This window comes from Solwaraspora sp. WMMB335 (assembly GCF_049179075.1).
Lineage (GTDB): Bacteria > Actinomycetota > Actinomycetes > Mycobacteriales > Micromonosporaceae > Micromonospora_E.
The window spans coordinates 1,919,726-1,935,959 of sequence record NZ_JBMHMF010000001.1; the positions used below are offsets into that span (position 1 = coordinate 1,919,726).

A 16,234-nucleotide genomic window follows, 5' to 3' on the forward strand; every position below is an offset into this window, starting at 1 on the left:
CTATCCCACCGCCAGCGGCCCGGTGGCATCGAGCGCGGCGGACTCCACCGGGCCGATCACCGCCAGCGACATCGGCCGGGTCAGCAGGTCGGCGGCGATCGCCCCGACGTCGTCCGCGGTGACGGCGGCCACCCGGGCCAGCAACTGGTCGACAGTCAACTGCTCGCCGTAGAGCAGTTCACCTTTTGCCAGCCGGCCCATCCGCGAACCGGTGTCCTCCAGCCCGAGCACGTAACCGCCGCGACTCATTCCCTTGCCCCGAGCGAGTTCATCGGCGTCGATGCCGTGGGTGACGACTCCGGTGAGTTCGGCGCGGACCAGCTCCAGCACCTCGTCGACCTTGCCGGGCGCACAGCCGGCGTACACCCCGAACATCCCGCCGTCGGCGTACTGGCTGGCGTATGAGTAGACGGAGTAGGCCAGCCCGCGACGTTCCCGTACCTGTTGGAACAGCCGGCTGGACATGCCGCCGCCGAGGACGTTGTTGAGCACCCCGAGGGCGAACCGTCGGTCGTCGCCACGGCTGATGCCCGGCCCGCCGAGCACCAGATGCGCCTGCTCGGTCTCCTTGCGCCGCAGTAGGACCCGGGGCGGGCGGATCCGTACCGCCGGGGTCGTCGGCCGTGGCGGGTCCGGTCGGCCCGGCGACCGGGGATCCAGCGGGCTGGCGCGCAGCGCAGCCCGAACCTGCTGGACCACGCTACGGTGATCGAGGTTGCCGGCGGCGGCGATCACCATCGCCCCGGGGGTGTACCGGCGGCGGTAGAAGTCGTTGATCTGCCGGCGGGTCAGCGCGGAGATCGTCGCCTCGGTGCCGGAGATCAGCCGGCCGAGCGGATGCGGGCCGAAGACCGCGCCGGCGAGCAGATCGTGGACCTCGTCGTCAGGCTCGTCGTCGTGCATGGCGATCTCTTCGAGGATCACCCCACGTTCGGTCTCCACGTCGGCCGGATCTATCACCGAGTTGGCGACCAGGTCGCAGACGACGTCGATGGCCAGCGGCAGATCCGCGTCGAGCACCCGGGCGTAGTAGCAGGTGTACTCCTTGGCCGTGAACGCGTTGGTCTCGCCCCCGACCGCCTCGATCGCGGCGGAGATCTCCCAGGCGGTACGCCGTCTGGTGCCTTTGAACAGCAGGTGTTCCAGAAAGTGGGAGGCACCGGAGCGGGCCGGGGTCTCGTCGCGGGAACCGACACCGACCCAGACGCCGAAGGAGACGCTGCGCATCGCCGGGATCGCCTCGGTGATCACCCGCAACCCGTTGGGCAGCACGGTACGGCGTACCGTGCCGCCCAACGGGTCGTCGGTGAGCGTCCTGGTCACCGGGCGGGACGGACCCCGGCCGGTGACCGGATCGGTCCGTGGCACCACCGGGTCAGCTGTGCCGGTTACGCCGCCGGCGCTGCTCGCCGCCCTCGCCGTCACCCCGGCTCGGGCCGCGGTCGCCGCGCTCGCGGTCGCCGCGATCGCGCGGCCCCCGGTCGCCGCGCTCCCGGCCGGCCGGCCGCTCGCCGCTGGCGTCTTCCGCCGCAGCCGGCGCCTCGGCGCCTTCCGGCCGTACCTTGTCCAGGTAGATCTTGCCTCGGGCGTCGATGTCGGCGATCTGCACCTCGACCTTGTCCCCGACGTTGAGGTGGTCCTCCACCCGCTCGACCCGCTTGCCGTCGCCCACCTTGGAGATGTGCAGCAGCCCGTCACGACCGGGCAGCAACGAGATGAAGGCGCCGAACGCGGCGGTCTTGACCACGGTGCCGAGGAACTTGTCGCCGACCTTCGGCAGGGTCGGGTTGGCGATCGCGTTGATCCGCTCGACCGCGGCCTCGGCGGCCGGTCCGTTCGTGGCGCCGACGTAGATCGTGCCGTCGTCCTCGATCGAGATGTCCGCTCCGGTCTCGTCCTGGATGGCGTTGATGGTCTGGCCCTTCGGGCCGATCACCATGCCGATCTTGTCGACCGGGATCTTCACGGTGGTCACCCGCGGTGCGTGCTCGCTCATCGCGGCCGGTGACCCGATCGCCTGGCCCATCACGCCCAGGATGGTCAGCCGCGCCTCACGGGCCTGCTGCAGCGCGGCGGCGAGCACGTCGGACGGGATACCGTCCAGCTTGGTGTCCAACTGCAGCGCGGTGACGAACTCCGGGGTCCCGGCGACCTTGAAGTCCATGTCGCCGAAGGCGTCCTCGGCACCGAGAATGTCGGTCAGCGTGACGAAACGGGTCTGACCGTCCACCTCGTCGGAGATCAGCCCCATCGCGATCCCGGCCACCGGAGCCTTCAGCGGCACGCCGGCGGACAGCATCGACAGGGTCGAGGCGCAGACCGAACCCATGCTGGTCGAGCCGTTGGAGCCGATCGCCTCGGAAACCTGGCGGATCGCGTACGGGAACTCCTCGCGCGAGGGCAGCACCGGAATCAGCGCCCGCTCGGCCAACGCGCCGTGACCGATCTCGCGGCGCTTGGGCGAGCCGACCCGGCCGGTCTCCCCGGTGGAGTACGGCGGGAAGTTGTAGTTGTGCATGTAGCGCTTGGCCTTGTCCGGGGAGAGCGTGTCCAGGGTCTGCTCCATCCGGAGCATGTTCAGCGTGCTGACCCCGAGGATCTGGGTCTCGCCGCGCTCGAACAGCGCCGAACCGTGCACCCGGGGCAGCACGCCGACCTCGGCGGTCAGCGGCCGGATGTCACGCGGCCCACGGCCGTCGATGCGTACCTGGTCGCGCAGCACCCGCGCACGCACCTCGGACTTGGTCAGCGACCGGAACGCCGCACCCAGCTCCTTCTCGCGGCCCTCGAAGCGCTCGGCCAGCTCTCCGGCGACCTTGTCCTTGATCCGCTCCAGCGCGTCCTCGCGCTCCGCCTTGGAGGCGATCTTGAGCGCCTCGGCGACCTCGTCCCGGCCGACGGCGGCGACCGCCTCGTAGACGTCGTCGCCGTAGTCCAGGAAGATCGGGAACTCGACCACCGGCTTGGCCGCGACGTCAGCGAGCTCGCGCTGCGCCCGGCACAGCTCGCGAATGGTCGGTTTGGCTGCTTCCAGGCCGCTGGCCACGATCTCCTCGGTCGGAGCGGTCGCCCCACCGGCGATCAGACCCACCGCGTCGGAGGTCGCTTCGGCTTCGACCATCATGATCGCCACGTCGCCGTCGGGCAGTGTCCGACCGGCGACGACCATGTCGAAAGTGGCCCGGGACAGTTCGTCCAACGTCGGGAACGACACCCACTGGCCCTCGACGTGGGCGACCCGGGTGGCCCCGATCGGCCCGGAGAACGGCAGGCCGGACAGTTTGGTCGACATCGACGCGGCGTTGATCGCGACCACGTCGTACGGGTGGGCCGGGTCGAGTGCGAGGACGGTCTCGACCACCTGCACCTCGTTGCGCAGGCCCTTGGTGAACGACGGGCGCAACGGCCGGTCGATCAGCCGGCAGGTGAGGATCGCTTCCTCGCTGGGCCGGCCCTCCCGGCGGAAGAAGGACCCGGGAATGCGGCCGGCGGCGTACATCCGCTCTTCCACGTCGACGGTGAGCGGGAAGAAGTCGAAGTGCTCGCGGGGCTGCTTGCTGGCCGTGGTGGCGGAGAGCACCACGGTGTCGCCGAGCTGGGCGATCACCGAGCCGGCCGCTTGGCGGGCCAGCCGTCCGGTGGAGAAGGTGATCTCCCGGGTGCCGAAGGACCCGTTGTCGATCACCGCGGTGCTGTGTTGGGTGCCGAGAGTGTTCTGCTCGGTCATTGTGCTGTCGCACTCCTTGTGTACGTCGGGTGGCCACGACGTCGGGGAGCTGCTCGGGCGGCCGGTCATCGATCGAAGCGCCCGGGGGAGCCGGCGTCGCCGGCTGGCCCGGGGGCCACTACCGAGGACCGGTACGCTGACCGGCTCCCCTTCGACAAATCGTCGTTGGCCGATGTCAAATGTGGTCCGGCGCGGGACGGCCGGGACGACCGCCGCCGCGCCGGGACGTCACCGCCGCAGACCCAACCGCTCGATGAGCGACCGGTAGCGGTTGATGTCCTTCTTCTGCAGGTAGTTGAGCAGCCGGCGGCGCCGACCGACCAGCAGGAGCAGACCACGACGGCTGTGGTGGTCGTGCTTGTGCACCTTGAGGTGCCCGGTGAGGTCGGCGATCCGCTTGGTCAACACGGCCACCTGGACCTCCGGCGAACCGGTGTCCGCGTCGGTGGTGGCGTAGTCCGCACGGATCTTGCGCTTGGCTTCCTGATCGAGCGCCATGATCTCCCTGATCTGTTAAGGGGTTTGCCTTTCGTTCGGTGCCCGCGGCGTCGTGCAGGCATGCCGGACGAACCGTCGGTGGTCCGACGCTGCCGTTCAGGCTACCAGCAGGTCGCCGGGCGGGGCCGCAAGGCCACGGTGCGTCGAATCCGTTCCGTCGCCCGGCGGCGGCGCTCAGGCCCCCAGTACCGCCCGTACCTGGGTCACGTCCTCGTTCATCTGGGCGATCAACGGTGCGACCCCGTCGTAGCGGCGGGTCTCCCGCAGCCGGGCGATGAAGTCGATCGCGACCTGCTCACCGTAGATGTCGCTGTCGAAGTCCAGGATGAAGGCCTCGACCCGGCGATCGCGACCGGCGAACGTCGGGTTTGTGCCGATGGAGGCGGCGGCCGGCAGACCGGGTCCTCCCCCGCTGAGTCCGTCGGGGCGGACCGGACCTTCCGAGCGGACCAGCCGGGCGGCGTAGATGCCGTCGGCGGGCACGGCGGTGTAGCGCGGGGTGAGCAGGTTCGCGGTCGGAAACCCGATCTCCCGGCCCCGCCGGTCGCCGCGGACGACCACGCCCTCAAGACGGTGCGGCCGGCCGAGCGCGGCCGCCGCGGCGGTCACGTCACCCGCGTCGATACAGGACCGGATGTACGTCGAGGAAAAGACCGTGCCGTCGTCGACGACCAGCTCCGCGCCCTCCACCGCGAAGCCGAAGGTGCGTCCGAGCCGCTCCAACAACGCCACGTCGCCGCTGGCCCGGTGCCCGAACCGGAAGTTCTCCCCGACCACGACCAAGGCCGCGTGCAACTGCTCGACGAGCAGATCGTGCACGAACTGCTCGGCGGTCAGCCGGGAGAACTCGATGGTGAACGGCAGCACGCAGAGCACGTCCACGCCGAGGGACTCGATCAGCTCCGCCTTGCGGGCCGGTCCGGTGAGTACCGCCGGATGGCTGCCGGGGCGCACCACCTCGGCCGGGTGCGGGTCGAAGGTGACCACGACCGACTGGACGCCGAGGTCGTGGGCACGCTTGACGGCGTGTCCGATGATCGCCTGGTGTCCGCGGTGGATGCCGTCGAACACACCGATGGTCACCACGGACCGGCCCCAGCCGCCGCCCGCCGATGGTACTCCGCGCATCCGTTGCATGCTGCCTCCTGCCTGTGCCGCCAGGATTCCATCCGGTCGTGCCGGGCCACCGGCCGGGTTCGATGCTGTCACGCCGGGACGAAGCACCGTACCGTCACGCCGGAGCGAGCACGATCTCCGCGCGGGCCCGGCCGTCCCGCTCGCAAACCACCGCGAGCAGTTCTCCGTCGGGAGCGAACACCGCGTACGGGCCGGGCTGGCCGGCCGGGGCGATCGGCCCACCGTGGCCGAGCACCCGGGCCTCGGCGGCGTCGACGTCGCGCCGGGGCAGGAACCGGCTGGCCGCCTCCGCCATCGGCAGCTGGACCACGTCCGGGGCACGATCCGCGAGCTCGGCCAGGGTGAGCGCCTCGGCCAGGTCGAATCCGCCGACCGCGCTACGGCGCAGGGCGGTGAGGTGTCCGCCGACGCCTAGCGCGGTGCCGAGATCACGGGCAATCGCCCGGACGTACGTACCCGAGGAGCAGGCGACCTCGACGTCGACGTCGACGGCCGCACCGGCCGGGCGGACGGCGTGCGCCTCGAGCCGGGAGATCGTCACCCGCCGTGCGGTCATGGCCACCTGTTCGCCGGCCCGGACCCGACGGTACGCCCGCTGGCCGTCGATCTTGATCGCGCTGACCGCGCTCGGCACCTGGTCGATCTCGCCGGTGAGTGCGGCCAACCCGGCTCGGATCTGTTCCTGGGTGGTCCCGGTCGCCGGGGTCCGGGCGGTCACCTCACCCTCGGCATCGTCGGTGACCGTCGACACGCCCAGCCTGATGGTGGCGGTGTACCGCTTGCCCGCACCGATCACGTAGGTGAGCAGCCGGGTGGCGCGGTTGACCGCGACGACCAGCACTCCGGTCGCCGCCGGATCCAGTGTTCCGCCGTGGCCGACCCGGCGGGTACCGGCCAACCGGCGGATCCGGGCGACGACGTCGTGCGAGGTCATCCCGGCCGGTTTGTCGACCACGATCAGTCCGTGCTCACTCACGGCTGCCAAGCCTGCCAGACGCCCGACTCGGTCGGCCAACGCAGGGCCCGGCCGGCGGTCGGGCGCGACCTGTCGGCACGCCGAGCACTGTCCATCGGGGCGAACGCAGGCGGTGAGTCAACGCCGCCAGGCGGATCACCATGAACACCGCGAGCCCGGCCCAGATACCGCCCAGGCCGAGGTCGAAGGCGTACCCGAGCCAGATGGCCGGCAGGAATCCGCCGAGCGCCGCGCCGATCGTCATGTTCCGCAGATATCGCAGGTCGCCGGCGCCGATGAAGACACCATCGAGAGCGAAGACCACGCCAGCCACCGGTTGCAGGGCGACGAACCACGGCCAGGCGATCATGGCTTGCTCGTGCACGCCGGGATCGGCGCTGAACCAGCTTGGGATCACGCCGGCGCCGAGCGCGAACAACAGTGCGAACGCGGTTCCGGCGAACGCACCGAGCAGCACGACCCGCCGGGCCAGGGCACGGGCGGCCCTGGCGTCACCGGCGCCCAGCGCGGCTCCGACCAACGACTGCGCGGCGATGGCCAGGGCGTCCATGGCCAGCGCCGTGAAGAACCACAACTGGATGGCGATCTGATGGGCGGCGACCTGCACGGTGCCGTACCGGGCAGCGATCGCCGTGGCGGACAGGAAGCTCGCCTGGAAAGCCGCGCCCCGGACCAACAGATCCCGGCCGACCGCCAGATGTGCGACGACCAGGTCCGGGCGTGGCCGCAGCGAGACCGCGGTCCGCACCAGCGCGTAGCCGAACAGCCCACCGCCGACGGTCTGTGCGAGGACGTTGGCCAGCGCCGATCCGGTCAGGCCGAACCCGGCCGGATAGACCAGAACCGGGCAGAGCAACGCCGACAGTACGTTGGCCGCGAGCACGAACCGTACCGGGCGCCGGGTTTCCTGTACCCCGCGCATCCACCCGTTCCCGGCGGCGGCGAGCAGCAGCCCCGGCGCGCCCCAGGCCGCCACCCGCAGCCACTGTCCGGCGGCGTCGGCGACCGGGTTCGCACCACCTGCGAGCGCGGTACTGATCGGCCCGGCCAACACCTGCATGGCCAACGCGAAGACCGCTCCGGCGACGAGCGCCAGCCAGGACGCCTGGACGCCTTCGGCAACCGCCGCGGCGCGGTCGCCGGCACCGTACCGGCGGGCGGCCCGACCGGTGGTCCCGTACGCGGCGGCGGTGCCGAGCCAGGCGGCCACGGACATCACCGTGCCGCCGATGGCGACGGCGGCGAGCGGCACCGGGCCGAGGTGACCCACGACAGCGGTGTCCACAAGCACGTAGAGCGGCTCCGCCGCCAGCACCACCAATGCGGGCAGGGCCAAGCCGGCGATCCGCCGGCTCAGTGCCGGGGACTGGGCGGGCGCCGGCACGTCGCTCGGTTTCATCGACGCCTAGCGTCGCAGCCTCCGGTAAGGATCGCTATCGCGTAGGTCACTTACCCGCAGGGTTGGTTACTGACGGGTGTCCATCGACATCTGCAGAGCCCGGCGGGCCTGCTCGCGGGCATCGTCGACATTTTCCGGCTTGGGCTTACTGGGCATGACGGCACGACCTTCTCGAACGGAGGTTCACACCCGGCGTTTCAGGCGGGCAGGCCGGGGTCACCGGGGGCCGCAGCCAGGCGGACAAGAGGCAGGCAGGTGTGGCCCGCAACAAAAACCAAGTTATCGTTCAGGTCCACATCCTGCGCACCGTTCCCACAATACGGGAAAGAAGAATCTCTATTTATCGATCAACGCGCAAAGAAGTGCCAACCCACCCACCACCAGAACCCGAGCACTCCGATCCGGCCAACCGGTACCCGGCCCACCTCGTACTGCATCACATAGGCACAGACGTCGCCGAAGGTCGGGATTCGGGAGCCGGGCCGCCGGGCCAACGCCTCGATCGCCACGAGCAGGATGATCGCGCTAGTGAACCCCGCGATGACCACGATCCTCGTCGTGCTCATCGACGCACCAGTGCCCAGAAGCCGGCAAGCCAGGCGAAGTAGGCCGCCGAACGTGGCAGCTGGTCCTCAAGTACCGGATCCGCCAGGCTGGAGAAGGTCGGAAAATCGTCGGTCGAGCCGAGCGCGAAGGTCACCGATTCGAACGCGGTGAACACGGCGATCGGCACCACCCACCAGACGGCGCCGTCACCGAGCCGGCGCGGGGTCGGACGCCGGGGCACCCGATGCGACAGGCCGAGCCAGATCAGCGCCCCGCCGGTGCCGATCGCGTACAGGTTCGCCGCGGCCGAGAACGACGGGAGCTGACCACCGACCAACGAGAACACGGCGATGATCGGCATCGAGACCGCCGGCCGGTCCCAGGCCCGAGGCATGTCCGCGGCAAGCTCAGGTGGCTGTTCCATCATCCGATTGTCGCCGTGAACACACGTCGGGTGAAGCGTGCCCGAACCCCGGCATGTCCCGGATTCTCCGCCCGCCCACCGCCAGCCGTGATACCGGTCAGCCCAGTTGGGTCCGGATCATCGCGATCACGTCCTCGGCACTGCCCGTGCCGGTGAACCCGGCGGCGTGCCGATGACCACCACCGCCGAGCGCGACCGCCACCCGGCTGACATCGACCCCACCCTTGCTCCGCATCGAAACCGCCCACCCGGCCTCGGCGATCTGCTTGAGCACGCAGCTGACGTCCGCCTCCACGGTGCAGCGCACCGAATCGATCAGGGCCTCCAGCACGTACGGGCGCTGGTCGTGCCGGTCCAGGTCAGCCAGGGTGGCATAGGTCCAGACCAGCCCCAGCCCGCCGGCCGCCGTCGGCTCGAGCACACTACGTCGTAGCGCTTCACCGAAAAGACGGACCGCCCCGAACGGCCGGCTGTCGAGGACCCGCCGGGCGATCTCCGCCGGACGAATCCCGGTAGCCAGCAGGCGGGCAGCCATCTGATGCACCGCCGGTGTCGTCATGTCGAACCGGAAGGATCCGGTGTCGGTGACCAACGCGACGTAGAGACACTCGGCGATCTGAGCGTCCAACCCGACCCCCAGCCGGTCCAGCAGCCGTTCGACGACCATCGAGGTGGCCGCCGCAGCCGGATCGATCAGGTGAATCCCGCCGAACCGGGTGTTGGACGCGTGGTGGTCCACGACGATCGACCGCGACGACGACATCCGGTCGGCCAGCGGGCCCAACCGGGACGCGCTGGCCACGTCGAAGCAGAGGATGAGGTCCGGATCATCCCAAACCGCTTCGGCCGGTACCAACAGGTCCGACCCGGGCATGCCGTGCAGCGCGGGCGGAAGTTCGGCGCTGCCGGGGAAACTGGCCTGGATCGACCTGCCGCCAAGGCGACGCAGGCCCAGCCCGAACCCGAGCATGCTGCCCAGCGCGTCGCCGTCCGGGTTGACGTGACACAGCAGCAGCACCCGGCCACCCGGCGGCACATCCTGAACGGCGGCGACCGCCGAACGCCATTCCTGTTCGGTGGGACCGGACGTCTGCGGTCCGGCCGGAACCGATGCATCCGGTCCAGCCGGACCGGGGCTCACCGCCGAGCGGTCGGCCAGCTGGCCCGCTGGTGAGGGCACACTGATCATCGCCGTTTCCCGTTCGGATCAAGCTCCGCGCCGGCCGATTCGTCGCCGGTTCCGGCACCGTCGGCCTCGGCGCCGTCGGCCTCGTCGCCGTCCGACTCGATCCGGTACGGCTGGGCTTCACCGGCGTAGTCGGCCGTTGCCGCCAACCGCTGCACCTCCGCGTCCGCGTCGCGGGCCGCCGCCAGCAGGTCGTCGATGTGCTTGGCGTGTTCCTGGACGTCGTCGTGGACGAAGGTGAGCGTCGGCGAGTGGCGTAGTCCCAGTGCCTTGCCGACGGTGCTGCGCAACAGGCCGTTGGCGCTGTCCAGCGCGGCCTTGGTGCCGGTCTGGGCCGCGGCGTCACCCAACACGGTGTAGTAGACCGTGGCGTCACGCAGGTCGGCGGTGATCCGCGCGTCGGTGATGGTGATCATACCGAGTCGTGGGTCCTTGATCTGGGTACGCACCACCGAAGCAACCAGCTCACGCACCCGCTCCGCGTGCCTGCGTACCCGGGCTGGATCAGTCATTCGCCACCTCCGCGGTGTGGTGCCAACGTGTCGACCCTACCCGTGCGCCGACGGATGGGCCGGGCAGTGCGCCCGGCACCGCGAGCCGCGCGCTGTCAGTCGTCGGCACCGTACACGCGCCGGCGGGCAGCGAGCAGTTCGACCTCCGGGCGGGCGGCGACCAGACGCTCGCAACTGTCCAGGACCTCCCGGACGTGCGCCGCGTCGGCGGCGATCACCGCCACCCCGATCTCGGCCCGCCCGTGCCGATCCAGCGCGCCGACCTCGGCGGCGCAGACCTCGAAACGACGCAGGGCCGCGACGATCGGGCGTACGTAGGAGCGCTTGGCCTTGAGCGAGCGTGAGTCGCCAGGCAGCAACATGTCGAAGACCACGGTTCCGGTGAACATCGCTCCGCAGGATAGTCGGCGATCGCCACGGATACGTCGACCTTGACGCGAAGCCCACGACAGACATCGGGCGGTCCGCGTCGGCACGGTCGTGCCGACGCGGACCGCCCGATTCAACCGGCGGGATCCAGGTACGGGATCAGGTACGGACCTTTTCTCGCATCTCGAAGGTCTCGATGATGTCGCCGACCTGGATGTTGTTGTAGTTGCCCAAGGTCAGACCACATTCGAAGCCCTCCCGGACCTCGGTCGCGTCGTCCTTGAAGCGCTTGAGCGAGTTGATGGTGAGGTTGTCCGCCACCACCGCGCCGTCGCGCAGCAACCGTGCCTTGCCGTTGCGGCGGATGATGCCCGACCGCACCAGGCAACCGGCGATGTTGCCGATCTTGGAGGAGCGGAAGACGTCGCGGATCTCCGCGCTGCCCAGCTCCACCTCCTCGAACTCCGGCTTGAGCAGGCCCTTGAGCGCCGCGTCGATCTCCTCGATGGCCTGGTAGATGACCGTGTAGTAACGGATCTCCACGCCCTCGCGGTCGGCGATCTCCCGGACCTTGTTGGAGGCCCGGACGTTGAAGCCGATGATCGTCGCCGCCTCGGCGGACGCGCTCGCGAGCATGACGTTGCTCTCGGTGATCGCGCCCACCCCCCGGTCGAGGATCCGCAACTGGACCTCGTCCGGGATGTCGAGCTTGAACAGCGCATCCTCCAGTGCCTCGACCGAACCGGAGACATCGCCCTTGAGGATCAGGTTGAGCGAGGTCTTCTCGCCCTCCTTGATCTGCTCCATGAGCGTCTCCAGCGTGGCCCGGCCGCGCGAGTTGGCGAAGCTCGCCGCCCGCCGCCGCGCCTGCCGCTGCTCGGCGATCTGGCGGACCGTACGGTCGTCCTGCGCGGCGAGGAACATGTCGCCGGCGCTGGGCACGGCGGTGAGGCCGAGCACCAACACCGGACGGGCCGGACCGGCCTCGCCGACCTGATTGCCGTTCTCGTCGAGCATCGCCCGCACTCGACCGTGGGCCCCACCGGCGACGATCGAGTCACCGGTACGCAGGGTGCCCTTCTGCACCAGGACGGTGGCCACCGCACCGCGGCCCTTGTCCAGGTGCGCCTCGATGGCGATGCCCTGGGCCGGCCCATCGGTCGGCGCGGTGAGTTCGAGCGTCGCGTCGGCGGTCAGCAGCACCGCCTCCAGCAGCTCGTCGATGCCGATGCCCGGCTTGGCCGCGACGTTGACGAACATCGTCTCGCCGCCGTACTCCTCGGCGACCAAGCCGTACTCGGTCAGTTGCTGACGGACCTTGTCCGGGTTGGCCTCCGGCTTGTCGATCTTGTTGACCGCGACCACGATCGGCACCTCGGCCGCCTTGGCGTGGTTGAGCGCCTCGATGGTCTGCGGCATGACGCCGTCGTCGGCCGCGACCACCAGCACCACGATGTCGGTGACCTGGGCACCACGGGCACGCATGGCGGTGAACGCCTCGTGGCCCGGGGTGTCGATGAAGGTCAACGCCCGGTCGACCCCGTCGTGTGGCACATGCACCTGGTAGGCACCGATGTGCTGGGTGATGCCGCCGGCCTCACCCTCGACGAGGTTGGTCTTGCGGATGGCGTCGAGCAGCTTGGTCTTACCGTGGTCGACGTGACCCATCACGGTCACCACCGGCGGCCGGGTGACCAGCCGCTCGGAATCCACCTCGGCGTCGAGGTCGATGTTGAACTGCGCGAGCAGTTCGCGGTCCTCGTCCTCGGGGCTGACGATCTGTACGTCGAACCCGAGGTGCTCGCCGAGCAACTGCAGCGTCTCGTCGGAGCAGGACTGGGTCGCGGTCACCATCTCGCCCAGGTTGAACATCTCCTGGACCAACGAACCCGGATTCGCGTTGATCTTGTCCGCGAAGTCCGACAGTGAAGCGCCACGCGACAACCGCACGACCTGGCCCTGGCCACGAGGGGCGCCCGAGCTCATGGTCGGCGCGGACAGGTTGTCGAACTCCTGTCTGCGCTGCTTCTTGGACTTGCGACCGCGGGTCGGGCGGCCACCCGGACGCCCGAAGGCACCGGCTGCGCCACCACCGCGTCCCCGGCCACCGGCACCGGGGCGGCCACCGCCGGCTCCGGCCGGCGCACCGCCACGGAAGCCACCACCGCCACCGCCGCCCCCACCGGGACCGCCACGGAAGCCACCACCACCGCCGCCGCCCCCACCGGGACCGCCACGGAAGCCACCACCACCGCCGCCGCCCCCACCGGGACCGCCACGGAAGCCACCACCACCGCCGCCGCCGCCACGGCCACCACCACCGCCGGGGCGCCCGGCACCGGTGCCCGGCCGACCGGGTCGTTGTGCAGGCATCGACGCAGGGCTCGGCCGGGGCGGCATCGACGCGGGACTGGGCCGGGGCGGCATCGACGCCGGGTTCGGCCGCTGGCCACCGCCGGGGGCGGGGCGCTGCCCACCGCCCTGAGTGATGCCAAAGGGATTGTTGCCACCGCTGCGACCCGGCGGGCGACCGCCCGACCGGCCTGGCCCGGGCGTCGGCGTGCCGGGCGCCGGTGGGCGACCACCGCCAGTCCGACCGGCGGCCGGGCTGCCCGGGCGCGGCGGAACTGAGCCCGGTCCGGGCTTGGGCCGTGGCGCGCCGCCGTCGGCCGGTGGCTCCCGACGGGTGGTGTCACGCTGCTTTGCGGCCTGCTGCGCCGCCTTGACGTTGGCCTCCTGCTCGGCCTTGAGCGCGGCTGCCCGCGCCTCGGCGGCGGCCACTTCGATGTCGTGCGCGCTCGCCGGCTTGGCCACCGGTGTCGACGACGGTGGTGGCGGCGGGCCCGGTACCGGGCCCTTGGGCCGCATCGACGACGGCGTGGCCGGGCGACGCGGCGGAGCCGGCTTGGCGGAGACTCTCGACTCGATGGTGTTCGTCGACGGTGCGGCCGGGGGCGCCGGAGACGCCGCCGGTGCCTGCGCGGACGCGGCGAACGCGCCACGGAGGCGGCGGGCGACGGGCGCCTCGACCGTGCTCGACGCGGACTTGACGAACTCGCCCATCTCTTTGAGTTTGGCGAGAACGGTCTTGCTTTCGACCCCGAGCTCCTTCGCAAGCTCGTGTACGCGGGCCTTGCCTGCCACTGCACTCCTCACTCCGAGGCCGTGCGGGCGGCACCCGCAGCGACCTCACTCGTGCACTTGAAGCCTGGTCATTGCTGGGACTTCATCGTGTGCTCATGTCGGTCGTCCTACCTTGCTGTGCGAACCTCGGCCGGCCGGATGGCCGGACGTAACGGTTGACGCGCGGATGTACTCGGCTAGCTCGCCGGAGTCAACGACACCGGTGAACCGCAACGCCCGCCCGAAGGCACGGCGCCGCTGCGCCAGCTCGAGACACGCCGGATCGGGATGCAGGTGCGCCCCCCGTCCCGGCAATCTCCGGACCGGATCTGGTAGCAGGCGAGACACACTCTCCCCCGCAACCACGACGATCCGTAGTAGCTCGTGAACCGGTGCACGTCGCCGGCAGCCCACACAGGTGCGCTCCGGCAACGCACGTCGTACCACGAAAGAAAGTCTACCCCGACGCGCCGGAGACCGCGCCGCCCGGTTCCGGGGCGGATTCCCGGCCACCCGACGCTGCCTCGGTGTCCGGACGGATGTCGATCCGCCAACCGGTCAACCGGGCGGCGAGCCGGGCATTCTGCCCTTCGCGCCCGATCGCCAGCGAAAGCTGGAAGTCGGGAACGGTGACCCGCGCCGTCCGGGTAGCGGCGTCCACCACGTCGACCCGCAGCGCCTTGGCCGGAGAGAGCGCGTTACCGACGAACGTCGCCGGCTCCTCGGACCAATCGATGATGTCGATCTTCTCGCCGTGCAGCTCGCTCATCACCGCCCGGACCCGCTGACCCATCGGGCCGATACAGGCGCCTTTGGCGTTGACTCCCGGCGTGGTCGACCGCACCGCGATCTTCGTCCGGTGGCCCGCCTCGCGGGCGATCGCGGCGATCTCCACCGTGCCGTCCGCGATCTCCGGCACCTCCAGAGCGAACAGCTTCTTCACCAGATTGGGATGGGACCGGGACAGCGTGATCTGCGGGCCGCGGAATCCCTTGGCCACGTGCACGACCACGCACCGGATCCGCTGGCCATGGCCGTACACCTCACCCGGCACCTGCTCGGCGGCGGGCAGCACCGCTTCCAGCTTGCCGAGATCGACCGTGACGATCCCCTTCTCGGTCCGGGCCTCGTGCGCCTGGATGACACCGGTCACCAGGTCGCCGTCGCGACCGGCGTATTCGCCGAAGTGGACCTCGTCGGTAGCTTCCCGCAACCGTTGCAGGATCACCTGCTTGGCGGTCATCGCCGCGATCCGCCCGAAATCATGTGGCGTGTCGTCCCACTCCCGTAGGACCGCGCCCTCCGCGTCGAGCTCCTGCGCGTACACCAACGCCGCGCCGCTCTTACGGTCGATCTCGATCCGGGCGTTGGTCTGCGCACCCTCGGTATGCCGGTACGCGGTCAGCAACGCGGCCTCGATCGCCGCAAGAATCGTGTCGAACGGGATTTCCCGCTCGCGCTCCAGTGCGCGCAGCGCCGCGAGGTCGATGTTCACCTCTCCTCGTCCTCCACTTCGTCGTCGACCGGGCCGTCGCTGTCCGCCGGCGAGTCGTCGAAATCCGTCAGCGAATCGTCGAAATCCGCCAGGTCGTCGTCGCCGACCTCGTCAAGGCGCTGGAATTCCACCTGGACCCGACCGGGACCGAGATCGGTGTACGGCCACTGCTGCAGCACGCCGTCGACGTCCAGACTGACCGAGTCGTCGTCGGCGGCGACGATCCGACCGGCCACCGCCCGCTGGCCCGCCGTCACCCGGACCAACCGGCCGGCGTTACGCCGCCAGTGCCGGGGCAGCCGCAGTGGCCGGTCGACGCCGGGCGAGCTGACCTCCAGCTGGTACTCCCCGACTATCAACTCCGTGCCGGTCGCCGCCTCCGCCTCGTCGAGCGCGGCGGAGACCGATCGGGAGACCGTGGCCACCGCGTCCAGCCCGATGCCGCCGTCGGCGTCGACGATCACCCGGACCAGGTGCCGGCGCCCGACCCGGGAGACCGACACATCCTCGAGATCGAATCCGGCCGCGTGCACGACCGGCTCGATCAGGGCGCGCAACCGCTCTCGGCGCGGTCCGGGCTCCGGGCGGGGTCGTTGTCCCGCGTCGGGACGCGACCGTGCCGCGGTCGGAGCGCGGCGTGAGCGGGCACCCGGTGACCTGCCGCCGGCGCGGTCACGCTGCGTCATCTCCGCACCCTTTCGCAGTCAACTTCGTCGAGCCCCGCCATGGCACGGCGGCCCTGCCGCCGGATGCGGCTCATCCGCGGCTGGGCAGAGCGTAACGCGCTTCCGCAGCGATCGACCTCCCGGCGCACCGACGAAACACGCAGCCTCGCCGGGGTA

15 protein-coding genes are annotated in these 16,234 nt (G+C 70.6%); all 15 read right to left on the reverse strand.

Features of this window, described 5'->3' with window-relative positions; translation table 11 throughout:
- The 15 genes from ACN27F_RS08020 to rimP all read right to left on the reverse strand — a co-directional run bounded on the left by ACN27F_RS08020 (position 1) and on the right by rimP (position 16,078).
- Positions 1–1,368, reverse strand: a complete 1,368-nt coding sequence (locus ACN27F_RS08020; protein WP_421440045.1) for a M16 family metallopeptidase — start codon at positions 1,366–1,368, stop codon at positions 1–3.
- Between the two features lie 7 nt (positions 1,369–1,375).
- Complete coding sequence (locus tag ACN27F_RS08025) at positions 1,376–3,727, reverse strand: polyribonucleotide nucleotidyltransferase (RefSeq protein ID WP_421432041.1); 2,352 nt, start codon at positions 3,725–3,727, stop codon at positions 1,376–1,378.
- A gap of 228 nt (positions 3,728–3,955) precedes the next feature.
- Entirely contained in the window at positions 3,956–4,225 is a 270-nt protein-coding gene (rpsO, locus tag ACN27F_RS08030; protein WP_421432042.1) for a 30S ribosomal protein S15, read from the reverse strand.
- Between the two features lie 174 nt (positions 4,226–4,399).
- Positions 4,400–5,362 carry a bifunctional riboflavin kinase/FAD synthetase gene (locus ACN27F_RS08035; RefSeq protein WP_421432044.1) on the reverse strand — a complete coding sequence of 321 codons (963 nt, stop codon included), beginning with the start codon at positions 5,360–5,362 and terminating at the stop codon, positions 4,400–4,402.
- Positions 5,363–5,456: 94 nt separating this feature from the next.
- On the reverse strand, positions 5,457–6,338 hold the full coding sequence (gene truB, locus ACN27F_RS08040; RefSeq protein ID WP_421432046.1) for a tRNA pseudouridine(55) synthase TruB: 882 nt from the start codon (positions 6,336–6,338) through the stop codon (positions 5,457–5,459).
- Positions 6,331–7,737 (reverse strand): MATE family efflux transporter, encoded by a 1,407-nt coding sequence (locus ACN27F_RS08045; protein WP_421432048.1) that lies wholly within the window; start codon positions 7,735–7,737, stop codon positions 6,331–6,333. Before ACN27F_RS08045 ends, truB begins: the two co-directional genes overlap by 8 nt.
- 347 nt (positions 7,738–8,084) lie before the next feature.
- Entirely contained in the window at positions 8,085–8,303 is a 219-nt protein-coding gene (locus ACN27F_RS08050; protein WP_421432050.1) for a DUF6186 family protein, read from the reverse strand.
- A complete protein-coding gene (locus ACN27F_RS08055) occupies positions 8,300–8,707 on the reverse strand; it encodes a hypothetical protein (protein WP_421432052.1) in 408 nt (135 codons plus the stop codon). The genes ACN27F_RS08050 and ACN27F_RS08055 overlap by 4 nt, the downstream gene beginning before the upstream one ends.
- Positions 8,708–8,804: 97 nt before the next feature.
- Positions 8,805–9,896 carry a DHH family phosphoesterase gene (locus ACN27F_RS08060; protein WP_421432053.1) on the reverse strand — a complete coding sequence of 364 codons (1,092 nt, stop codon included), beginning with the start codon at positions 9,894–9,896 and terminating at the stop codon, positions 8,805–8,807.
- On the reverse strand, positions 9,893–10,405 hold the full coding sequence (rbfA, locus tag ACN27F_RS08065; RefSeq protein WP_421432055.1) for a 30S ribosome-binding factor RbfA: 513 nt from the start codon (positions 10,403–10,405) through the stop codon (positions 9,893–9,895). Before rbfA ends, ACN27F_RS08060 begins: the two co-directional genes overlap by 4 nt.
- Positions 10,406–10,500: 95 nt before the next feature.
- Entirely contained in the window at positions 10,501–10,794 is a 294-nt protein-coding gene (locus tag ACN27F_RS08070; protein ID WP_421432056.1) for a DUF503 domain-containing protein, read from the reverse strand.
- A 139-nt stretch (positions 10,795–10,933) separates the two neighbouring features.
- Positions 10,934–13,918, reverse strand: coding sequence for a translation initiation factor IF-2 (infB, locus tag ACN27F_RS08075; protein ID WP_421432058.1), 2,985 nt, complete (start codon positions 13,916–13,918; stop codon positions 10,934–10,936).
- Between the two features lie 93 nt (positions 13,919–14,011).
- Positions 14,012–14,410, reverse strand: coding sequence for a YlxR family protein (locus ACN27F_RS08080; RefSeq protein WP_421432059.1), 399 nt, complete (start codon positions 14,408–14,410; stop codon positions 14,012–14,014).
- A complete protein-coding gene (nusA, locus tag ACN27F_RS08085) occupies positions 14,355–15,392 on the reverse strand; it encodes a transcription termination factor NusA (RefSeq protein WP_421432061.1) in 1,038 nt (345 codons plus the stop codon). The genes ACN27F_RS08080 and nusA overlap by 56 nt, the downstream gene beginning before the upstream one ends.
- Complete coding sequence (rimP, locus tag ACN27F_RS08090; RefSeq protein ID WP_421432063.1) at positions 15,389–16,078, reverse strand: ribosome maturation factor RimP; 690 nt, start codon at positions 16,076–16,078, stop codon at positions 15,389–15,391. Before rimP ends, nusA begins: the two co-directional genes overlap by 4 nt.
- Between the last annotated feature and the right edge of the window lie 156 nt (positions 16,079–16,234).